Here is a 9,735-nt window from a genome sequence, read left to right as displayed (position 1 = left end):
CGAACTCAGCAGTGAAACGATGCATCGCCGATGGTAGTGTGGGGTTTCCCCATGTGAGAGTAGGTCATCGTCAAGATTAAATTCCGAAACCCCATTTGCGAAAGCAGATGGGGTTTTGTTTTGGGCGCGAAAAAAAGCCCAGGAAGGGCCGGTTTATCCTTTCATCGACGTTTTCAGTCCCGGGCAAGTTTATGATTTTTGAGTACGTTTCGGTCGCTGCTGGAGTCAATCTACCCGGCACTCCGAAGCGCTCTCCAGCGGGTCCTTGGAGGCTCGTAAGTGGCGATGAACGGTAGGGGGGGAGGGTCGTGTTGTCTTGGCGTGTCTGGGCGCTCCTGGAGAGGGCTCGGCACGATAGATCGCCTGCTAAAGGAAGGCTTGATGCGTTCCGCGCTTTTCTACAGACGAAAAAAAAGACCTTGAAATTCAAGGTCTTTTTTTAAGATGGTGCCCCGAGGGAGACTCGAACTCCCACTCCTTTCGAAAACGGATTTTGAATCCGCCGCGTCTACCAATTCCGCCATCAGGGCTCAATGGCGGCGAAGTATAGAGATGAGATTACCGTTGGTCAATCACCTTTCATGGTCAATTTTCACTATTTCCGCTAGACTTCCCGGCCCTGCTAGACGAACTCCATCATGCGCGTTGCTGACTTTACTTTTGAGCTTCCTGATTCGCTGATCGCTCGCCATCCTTTGGCCGAGCGTCGCGCCAGTCGACTGCTGACCCTGGACGGGCCCAGCGGTGCCCTCGCACACCGTCAATTCACTGATTTGCTGGAGCATTTGCGCCCAGGCGATCTGATGGTGTTCAACAATACCCGGGTGATTCCGGCGCGGCTGTTTGGCCAGAAAGCTTCCGGCGGCAAGCTGGAAATCCTGGTAGAGCGCGTACTGGACAGCCATCGTGTGCTGGCCCATGTGCGCTCCAGCAAGTCGCCGAAACCGGGCTCCTGCATCTTGATCGATGGTGGTGGCGAAGCCGAGATGGTGGCGCGCCATGACGCCCTGTTCGAACTCAAGTTCGCAGAAGAGGTGTTGCCTCTGCTGGAGCGTGTCGGCCATATGCCGCTGCCACCCTATATCGATCGCCCCGACGAAGACTCGGACCGCGAGCGCTACCAGACCGTCTACTCGCAGCGCCTGGGTGCCGTTGCCGCGCCGACCGCCGGGCTGCATTTCGACCAGCCACTGCTGGATGCGATTGCCGCCAAGGGCGTCGAGACCGCCTATGTGACCCTGCACGTGGGGGCCGGCACGTTTCAGCCGGTGCGTGTGGATAACATCGAAGACCACCACATGCACAGCGAGTGGCTGGAAGTCAGCCAGGAAGTTGTCGACGCTGTGGCCGCCTGCAAGGCGCGTGGCGGGCGAGTGGTGGCGGTAGGCACCACCAGCGTGCGCTCCCTGGAAAGCGCGGCACGTGATGGCGTGCTCAAGCCGTTCAGCGGCGACACCGACATCTTTATCTTCCCGGGCCGACCGTTCCATGTGGTCGATTGCCTGGTCACCAATTTCCATCTGCCCGAATCCACGCTGTTGATGCTGGTCTCGGCATTTGCCGGCTACCCGGAAACCATGGCCGCTTACCAGGCCGCCATCGCCAACGAGTACCGTTTTTTCAGCTACGGTGATGCGATGTTTATCACCCGCAACCCGGCGCCACGCGGCCCAGAGGAACAACTATGAGTCGTATGTCGTTTGAATTGCTCGCTACCGACGGCAAAGCCCGTCGCGGTCGCCTGACTTTCCCGCGCGGCACCGTGGAGACCCCGGCGTTCATGCCGGTCGGCACCTACGGCACCGTCAAGGGCATGTTGCCGCGCGACATCGTCGCCACCGGCGCCGAGATCATCCTCGGCAACACTTTCCACCTGTGGTTGCGTCCGGGCACGGAAGTGATCAAGAAGCATGGCGACCTGCATGACTTCATGAAGTGGCAAGGCCCGATCCTCACCGACTCCGGTGGTTTCCAGGTGTTCAGCCTGGGGGCCATGCGCAAGATCAAGGAAGAGGGTGTGACCTTCGCCTCGCCGGTAGACGGTTCCAAAGTGTTCATGGGCCCGGAGGAGTCGATGCAGGTGCAGCGCGACCTGGGCTCCGACATCGTGATGATTTTCGACGAGTGCACACCGTACCCGGCCGATGAGGACGTCGCGCGGATCTCCATGGAGCTGTCCCTGCGTTGGGCCCAGCGCTCGAAGAACGCACATGGTGATAACACCGCGGCGCTGTTCGGCATCGTCCAGGGCGGCATGCACGAAAGCCTGCGCAAACGCTCGCTGGAAGGCCTCGACAAGATCGGCTTTGATGGCCTGGCCATCGGCGGCTTGTCGGTTGGCGAGCCCAAGCACGAGATGATCAAGGTGCTGGATTATCTGCCGGGCCTGATGCCTGCTGACAAACCTCGTTACCTTATGGGCGTTGGCAAACCGGAAGATCTCGTAGAGGGTGTGCGCCGCGGTGTGGACATGTTCGATTGCGTGATGCCAACCCGTAATGCCCGCAATGGGCATCTGTTCATCGATACAGGCGTGCTGAAGATCCGTAACGCGTTCCATCGCCATGATGATTCGCCGCTGGATCCCACCTGTGATTGCTACACCTGCCAGAACTTCTCCCGTGCTTATCTGCACCATCTGGACAAGTGTGGGGAAATGCTGGGTAGCATGTTGAATACCATCCACAATTTGCGTCACTACCAAGTCCTGATGGCTGGTTTGCGCGAGGCTATTCAACAGGGTACATTGGCCGCCTTCGTCGATGCCTTCTATGCCAAGCGCGGGCTTCCTGTGCCGCCCTTGGACTGAGTTTTCCGACCCTAAGATTCACTATTTGCAACTGGAGTGCTAAATGAGCTTTTTTATCTCTAACGCCATGGCTGATGCCGCTGCGCCTGCCGCTGCCGGTCCTATGGGCGGTGGTTTCGAGTGGATTTTCCTGGTCGGCTTCCTGGTCATCTTCTACCTGATGATCTGGCGCCCACAGGCCAAGCGCGCCAAAGAGCAGAAAAACCTGCTGGGCAGCCTGCAGAAAGGTGACGAAGTCGTGACCACTGGCGGCATCGCCGGCAAGATCACCAAGGTTTCCGATGCTTTCGTGGTGCTGGAAGTTTCCGACACTGTGGAAATGAAGTTCCAGAAGGGCGCCATCGCCGCCACGCTGCCAAAAGGCACGCTCAAAGCGATCTAAGTAACAACCTTTACCAATCGACGGGGCGCGCAAGGCGCCCCGCGTCATAAGCGGGCGGCGTGATGCTGAACAAATACCCTCTGTGGAAATACGTACTGATCCTGGCGGTGCTGGCGATCGGTTTTATTTATTCCGCTCCCAATCTCTACCCTGATGACCCTGCGATCCAGATCACTGGCGCCAGCACTTCGCTGCAGGTCAATCAGGCTGATCTGGAACGCGCGAGCAAAGCGCTCACTGACGCAGGTATCCAGGTCAAGGCGGCAACGTTGGCAGCTGATGCGAAGGGCGGCTTGTTGCGCCTGACCAAGCAAGAAGACCAATTGCCGGCCAAAGATGTCGTGCGCAAGGTCATGGGCGACGACTACGTTGTCGCGCTCAACCTGGCACAGACCACGCCAAAATGGCTGCGCAGCATTGGCGCGCACCCGATGAAGCTGGGTCTGGACTTGTCCGGTGGTGTGCACTTCCTGCTGGAAGTCGACATGGACAAGGCCCTCGACGCACGCCTGAAAGTCTATGAGGGCGATGTGAAGAGCCTGCTGCGCAAAGAGAAATTGCGTTATCGCAGCCTGCCGCAGCTCAACGGTGCCATCCAGCTGGGCTTCTCTGACGAGGCTTCCCGCGAACAGGCCCGTGCACTGGTACGCAAGAACTTCACCGATTTCGACATCGTACCGGCCGACCTGAACGGTCAACCTGTACTGCGTCTGGCGATGACCCCGGCCAAGCTGGCGGAAATCCGCGAATACTCCATCAAGCAGAACTTGACCACGGTACGTAACCGCGTCAACGAACTGGGTGTGGCCGAGCCGATCGTTCAGCGCCAGGGTGCCAATCGCATCGTGGTCGAATTGCCGGGCGTACAGGACACTGCTGAAGCCAAGCGTATCCTGGGTAAAACCGCCAACCTGGAATTCCGCCTGGCCGCTGAGCCGGGAGCTTCCAAGGCCACCTCCGAGGAATTCGAGTTCCGCGAAGGCAACCGCCCGCCTGCACTGATCGAGCGTAGCCTGATCATCACTGGTGACCAGGTGACCGACGCCAAGGCCGGTTTCGGCGAGCACGGCACGCCTGAAGTAAACATCCGCCTGGATGGCCACGGTGGTGAGCTGATGAGCCGCGCCACGCGCAGCAACGTCGGTCGCAGCATGGCGGTCATCTTCATCGAGCAGCGTCCGGTCACCACCTACACCAAGCAAGTGGTCGACGGTGTAGAGAAAGATGTGCCGGTACAGTCCTTCAAGGAAGAGAAGAAGATCATCAGCCTGGCGACCATCCAGTCGCCGCTGGGTGCTCAATTCCGCATCACTGGCCTGAACGGTCAGGGCGAGTCGTCCGAGCTGGCACTGCTGCTGCGTGCCGGTGGCCTGGCGGCGCCGATGTACTTCGCTGAAGAGCGCACCATTGGCCCGAGCCTGGGTGCCGACAACATCACCAAGGGTATCGATGCGGCTTTGTGGGGCATGCTGTTCGTGTCGCTGTTCATCATCGCCATCTATCGCTTCTTCGGCGTCATCGCCACCGTGGCCCTGGCGGGCAACATGGTGATGCTGCTGGCCCTGATGTCGCTGCTGGGCGCTACACTGACCCTGCCAGGTATCGCCGGTATCGTACTCACCATGGGTATGGCGGTAGACGCCAACGTGCTGATCTTCTCGCGGATCCGTGAAGAGATCGCCGCCGGCATGACCGTACAGCGTGCAATCAACGAAGGCTTCGGCCGGGCATTTACCGCGATTCTCGACTCCAACCTGACCACCTTGCTGGTCGGCGGGATTCTCTTTGCCATGGGCACTGGCCCGGTCAAAGGTTTTGCGGTGACCATGTCCCTCGGTATCTTTACCTCGATGTTCACGGCCATCATGGTGACCCGCGCAATGGTCAACCTGATCTTTGGCGGGCGTGACTTCAAGAAGTTGTGGATTTAAGGGGCTGCCATGTTACGTACAATCAACTTCATGGGCGTTCGCAACGTTGCGTTCGGCGTCACTGTGCTCCTTACCGTTCTGGCGTTGTTCAGCTGGTTCCATAAGGGCTTGAACTACGGTCTGGACTTCACCGGCGGTACGCTCATCGAGCTGACCTACGAGAAGCCCGCCGACGTCACCCTGGTGCGCAACGAGCTGGTCAAGGCCGGCTATCACGAAGCCATCGTGCAGAGCTTCGGTGCAACCACCGACCTGCTGGTGCGTATGCCGGGCGAAGACCCGCAACTGGGTCACCAGGTAGCCGAGGCCTTGCAGAAGGTCGGCGGCGACAACCCGGCGTCGGTCAAGCGTGTCGAGTTCGTCGGCCCGCAGGTGGGTGAAGAACTGCGCGACCAGGGCGGCCTCGGCATGCTGATGGCGCTGGTCGGCATCATGATCTACCTGGCGTTCCGCTTTCAGTGGAAGTTCGGCGTCGGCGCGATTGTGTCGCTGATCCACGACGTGATCGTGACCGTGGGTATCCTGGCGTACTTCCAGGTTACCTTCGACCTGACCGTACTGGCAGCCGTGCTGGCGATCATTGGTTACTCTCTCAACGACACCATCGTGGTATTCGACCGGGTTCGTGAGAACTTCCGCGTACTGCGCAAGGCGTCGTTGATCGAGAACATCAACATCTCCACCACCCAGACCCTGCTGCGGACCATGGCGACGTCGATCTCCACCTTGCTGGCGATTGCGGCGCTGATGATCTTCGGTGGCGATAACCTGTGGGGCTTCTCCCTGGCGCTGTTCATCGGCGTTCTGGCGGGGACCTACTCGTCGATCTACATCGCCAACGTGGTGCTGATCTGGCTGAACCTCAACAGCGAAGACCTGATCCCTCCGGCCAGCACTGGCAAGGAGGTCGACGACCGCCCTTGATGGGCCGTTGTTGATCCGCTGTGACAAGAAAGGCACGAGTATTGAACTCGTGCCTTTTTTTTTGCTCCAAGGCTGGGTATAGCGCGGACGTTTCCGTCCGTTTGTGATGGTCAGGAGGTTCATGTGAACAAGTCGTTGCTGGTTGGTGCGGTATTGGGTGCTGTCGGTGTGACTGCCGGGGGTGCTTTTGCCACCTATAGCCTGGTAAAAAGCGGCCCTGAGTATGCGCAAGTGCTGGCGGTGCAGCCGGTGAAAACCCAGATCAAGACACCACGCGAGGTCTGCAAGGACGTCGCCGTGACCCGGCAGAAGCCGGTACAGGATCAACATCAAATAGTCGGCACCGTGGTCGGTGCGCTGGCCGGTGGCCTGTTGGGCAACCAGGTCGGTGGCGGTAACGGTAAAAAGCTGGCCACTGTGGCCGGTGCGGTCGGTGGCGGTTATGCCGGTAACAAGGTTCAGGAAGGCATGCAGAACCGCGATACCTACACCACCACGCAAACCCGCTGTAACACCGTCAATGACATTAGCGACAAAGTGGTCGGTTACGACGTGCGTTACAACCTGGATGGCAAGGAAGGCACCGTGCGTATGGATCGCGATCCGGGTGGCCAGATTCCTGTGGATAAAGAAGGGCGTCTGATCCTCGGCCAGAATCAGCAGTAACCCATAAGCCTGGTGCAGTTCAAAATGTGGGAGCGGGCTTGCCCGCGAAAGCGGAGTGTCAGTCACCGGATGTATTGACTGGCCCACCGCATTCGCGGGCAAGCCCGCTCCCACATTCAGTATGTGTTGTGGCAGGAAATGCAGTGTTACCGCAATCCCAGGCAAAAAAAAGCACCCCGAAGGGTGCTTTTTTGTGCTCGCTCGCTTAGCGCTTCAGCGAGGCCGGCAGGTGCGGCTGGATTGCCGTCAATACTGCCTTGAAGCATTTGGTGTTACCCGCAACCACGTGACCTTTCTCAAGGAAGTCGTGACCGCCAGTGAAGTCGCTCACCAAGCCGCCTGCTTCCTGGATCAGCAGGGCGCCTGCAGCCATGTCCCACTCGGACAGCCCCGACTCCCAGAACGCATCAAACCGGCCGGCGGCCACGTAGGCCAGGTCCAGGCTCGCTGCGCCAGCGCGGCGGATGCCGGCGGTCTGGCCAACCAGGGCGCGGAACATGCCCAGGTAGTTTTCCAGGTTGTCCATCTGATCGTCACGGAACGGGAAGCCGGTACCCAGCAGGGCGCCGTCCAGGCTGGTGCGGCCGCTGACACGCAGGCGACGGCCATTGAGCTGGGCGCCACGGCCACGGCTGGCGGTGAATTCTTCCTGACGGACCGGGTCCAGTACGACTGCGTGTTCCAGGCGGCCACGGTATTTGCACGCGATGCTCACGGCAAAGTGTGGAATGCCGCGCAGGAAGTTGGTGGTGCCATCCAGCGGGTCGATGATCCACAGGTAGTCTTCGCCTTCGCCGCTACCTTTGTGCAAACCGGTTTCTTCACCGAGGATGCCGTGGGTAGGGTAGGCCTTGCGCAGCGCGTCGATGATTTTCTGTTCGGCGGCGCGATCCACCTCGGATACGTAATCCTTGGCGTCTTTTTCGTCGACCTTGATGGTATCCAGGCGCTCGATGGAGCGGAAGATCAATTCACTGGCGCTGCGGGCGGCGCGCAGCGCGATATTCAGCATGGGCTGCATGGATGTGTCACCTAAGGTTGTTAAAGAAAGCCGGGCATTCTAGCAGAAACTTTCTTCAGGTGAAGGACGACGTTCGCTTTCATGGCATAACCTTAGGCGGTTCTGTAAGATTTGCTCCCCTTTCCTGTGTCCGAGAGCGCCTCCCTTGCTGCAAAACATTCGTGTCGTCTTGGTCAATACCAGTCATCCCGGCAATATCGGCGGGGTGGCGCGAGCCATGAAAAACATGGGGCTGACGCGCCTGGTGCTGGTCGAGCCGCGCGTGTTCCCGCACCACGAGGCCGATGCCCGCGCTTCGGGCGCCAATGACATCCTTGCAAATGCACAGGTGGTCGCCACGCTGGAAGACGCCTTGGTCGGCTGCAACCTGGTGCTCGGCACCAGCGCCCGCGACCGCCGCATCCCCTGGCCGCTGCTGGATCCGCGCGAATGCGGAACCAAAGTGGTGGAGGAGGCCGCTGGTGGCGCCGAAATCGCCCTGGTATTCGGTCGTGAAGATTCCGGCCTGACCAATGACGAGCTGCAGCGATGTCATTACCACGTACACATTCCATCAGATCCCGAGTTCAGTTCCTTGAACCTTGGGGCGGCGGTGCAGGTGTTGACTTACGAAGTGCGCATGGCCTGGCTGGCCGCTGCTGGCCAGCCGAGCAAAGTGGAAAAGGAAGAAGTCGCTTCGACCAAAAGTGGCGAGCTGGCCACCATGGACGAGCTGGAGCGGTTCTATGAGCACCTGGAGCAAACCCTGGTGGCCATCGAGTTCCTCGATCCTGAAAAACCACGGCACTTGATGGCGCGCCTGCGTCGCTTGTACGGACGCAGCTCGGTCAGCCGGGCGGAAATGAATATATTGCGTGGCATCCTCACGGAAACCCAGAAAGCGGCCCGTGGTGAGCTTCTAAAGCGGAAGGATTAAAAAATGTTCGAGCGTTTGCGAGAAGATATCCAAAGTGTTTTCCACCGGGACCCGGCGGCGCGCAACGCCTTTGAAGTGCTGACCTGCTACCCGGGCATGCACGCTATCTGGATTCACCGCTTGTCCAGCGCGTTGTGGGGCATGGGCTGGAAATGGCTGGCGCGGCTGGTGTCGAACTTCGGGCGTTGGATGACGGGGATCGAGATTCATCCGGGAGCCAAGGTGGGGCGTCGCTTCTTTATCGACCATGGCATGGGCATTGTTATCGGCGAGACCGCAGAAATCGGCGACGACGTGACGCTCTACCAGGGTGTGACCCTTGGCGGCACCAGCTGGAACAAGGGCAAGCGCCATCCGACCCTGGAGAATGGTGTGGTGGTCGGAGCGGGCGCCAAGGTGCTCGGCCCGTTTACCGTTGGTGCCGGCGCGAAAGTCGGGTCCAACGCCGTCGTGACCAAGGCTGTGCCGCCTGGCGCCACCGTTGTCGGCATTCCCGGGCGCATTATCGTCAAGCCGGAAGTCGGCGAAGAGCAGGAAGCCAAGCGCAAGGCCATGGCCGAGAAGATCGGCTTCGATGCCTATGGCGTCAGCGAAGATATGCCTGACCCGGTGGCGCGTGCCATTGGCCAGTTGCTCGATCATCTGCAAGCGGTGGACGGCAAGCTGGAGGGTATGTGCGGTGCGTTGAAGGATCTGGGGAGTCCTTACTGTGCGAAGGAGCTGCCTGAGTTGCGCGAAGAAGACTTCGCCGAAATCAAGGACGAAGCGGCTACCAGGGCGAGCTGAGTTCTCGCAATCGCCGCAAACCCCTTGTGGGAGCGGGCTTGCTCGCGAATACGGTGTATCAGTCGCCAAATATATTGACTGGCTCACTGCTTTCGCGAGCAAGCCCGCTCCCACTTTTGATCTCCGTTGGTCTCGCGGTCCCAGTCCGGTCGCCTTCCCGCTGTTCGTCACCACCCCATCCTGCTATGATTCGCGCGCCCTTTTTACGGGTAATCCTGACTAAAGTACTAGGTCTTATAGTTGACTTAAATACTCGGGAATCGCATACTCGCTCCCATTCTGAAACACCTTGGTACTTGT

Annotated in this window: 9 protein-coding genes and 1 tRNA gene; 8 read left to right on the top strand and 2 right to left on the bottom strand. The window is 59.4% G+C overall.

The genetic code is table 11. From position 1 onward, the window contains the following. Positions 1-445: 445 nt before the first annotated feature. A tRNA-Leu gene (locus tag IB241_RS18015) sits at positions 446-530 on the bottom strand. A gap of 108 nt (positions 531-638) precedes the next feature. Here IB241_RS18015 and queA point away from each other — a divergent pair. From queA to IB241_RS17985, 6 genes are all read left to right on the top strand, one after another. Continuing rightward, positions 639-1,688, top strand: coding sequence for a tRNA preQ1(34) S-adenosylmethionine ribosyltransferase-isomerase QueA (queA, locus tag IB241_RS18010; RefSeq protein ID WP_192299575.1), 1,050 nt, complete (start codon positions 639-641; stop codon positions 1,686-1,688). 5 nt (positions 1,689-1,693) lie between these two features. Beyond that, positions 1,694-2,809 (top strand): tRNA guanosine(34) transglycosylase Tgt, encoded by a 1,116-nt coding sequence (tgt, locus tag IB241_RS18005; protein WP_003175976.1) that lies wholly within the window; start codon positions 1,694-1,696, stop codon positions 2,807-2,809. 43 nt (positions 2,810-2,852) lie between these two features. Then, positions 2,853-3,191, top strand: coding sequence for a preprotein translocase subunit YajC (gene yajC / locus IB241_RS18000; protein WP_003175975.1), 339 nt, complete (start codon positions 2,853-2,855; stop codon positions 3,189-3,191). A gap of 62 nt (positions 3,192-3,253) precedes the next feature. Further along, positions 3,254-5,122, top strand: coding sequence for a protein translocase subunit SecD (secD, locus tag IB241_RS17995; protein ID WP_192299574.1), 1,869 nt, complete (start codon positions 3,254-3,256; stop codon positions 5,120-5,122). 9 nt (positions 5,123-5,131) lie between these two features. Then, on the top strand, positions 5,132-6,046 hold the full coding sequence (secF, locus tag IB241_RS17990; RefSeq protein ID WP_016977660.1) for a protein translocase subunit SecF: 915 nt from the start codon (positions 5,132-5,134) through the stop codon (positions 6,044-6,046). A 123-nt stretch (positions 6,047-6,169) separates the two neighbouring features. Next, on the top strand, positions 6,170-6,712 hold the full coding sequence (locus tag IB241_RS17985; RefSeq protein ID WP_192299573.1) for a glycine zipper 2TM domain-containing protein: 543 nt from the start codon (positions 6,170-6,172) through the stop codon (positions 6,710-6,712). Positions 6,713-6,917: 205 nt separating this feature from the next. Here the strand turns inward: IB241_RS17985 and suhB are convergent, their stop codons facing one another. Then, complete coding sequence (gene suhB / locus IB241_RS17980; protein WP_003175971.1) at positions 6,918-7,733, bottom strand: inositol-phosphate phosphatase; 816 nt, start codon at positions 7,731-7,733, stop codon at positions 6,918-6,920. A gap of 145 nt (positions 7,734-7,878) precedes the next feature. On the opposite strand from suhB, the gene trmJ reads away from it, so the two are divergent. Together trmJ and cysE are read left to right on the top strand one after the other, a co-directional pair. Further along, the gene (gene trmJ / locus IB241_RS17975; RefSeq protein ID WP_192299572.1) at positions 7,879-8,649 is read left to right on the top strand and encodes a tRNA (cytosine(32)/uridine(32)-2'-O)-methyltransferase TrmJ; all 771 of its coding nucleotides are present in this window, start codon (positions 7,879-7,881) and stop codon (positions 8,647-8,649) included. Between the two features lie 3 nt (positions 8,650-8,652). Next, the gene (gene cysE, locus IB241_RS17970) at positions 8,653-9,435 is read left to right on the top strand and encodes a serine O-acetyltransferase (protein ID WP_192299571.1); all 783 of its coding nucleotides are present in this window, start codon (positions 8,653-8,655) and stop codon (positions 9,433-9,435) included. Positions 9,436-9,735: the final 300 nt, after the last annotated feature.

The organism is Pseudomonas sp. PDM05 (assembly GCF_014851685.1).
Classification (GTDB): Bacteria; Pseudomonadota; Gammaproteobacteria; order Pseudomonadales; family Pseudomonadaceae; genus Aquipseudomonas.
Note: the sequence above shows the minus strand (reverse complement) of the source record. Positions and strands in the feature narration are given on the sequence as shown.

Coding starts and splice junctions, on each gene's coding strand:
- tgt (WP_003175976.1), top strand. CDS start 1,694: ATGTCGTTTGAATTGCTCGCTACCGACGGCAAAGCCCGTCGCGGTCGC.
- yajC (WP_003175975.1), top strand. CDS start 2,853: ATGAGCTTTTTTATCTCTAACGCCATGGCTGATGCCGCTGCGCCTGCC.
- suhB (WP_003175971.1), bottom strand. CDS start 7,733: ATGCAGCCCATGCTGAATATCGCGCTGCGCGCCGCCCGCAGCGCCAGT.
- cysE (WP_192299571.1), top strand. CDS start 8,653: ATGTTCGAGCGTTTGCGAGAAGATATCCAAAGTGTTTTCCACCGGGAC.
- secF (WP_016977660.1), top strand. CDS start 5,132: ATGTTACGTACAATCAACTTCATGGGCGTTCGCAACGTTGCGTTCGGC.
- secD (WP_192299574.1), top strand. CDS start 3,254: ATGCTGAACAAATACCCTCTGTGGAAATACGTACTGATCCTGGCGGTG.
- queA (WP_192299575.1), top strand. CDS start 639: ATGCGCGTTGCTGACTTTACTTTTGAGCTTCCTGATTCGCTGATCGCT.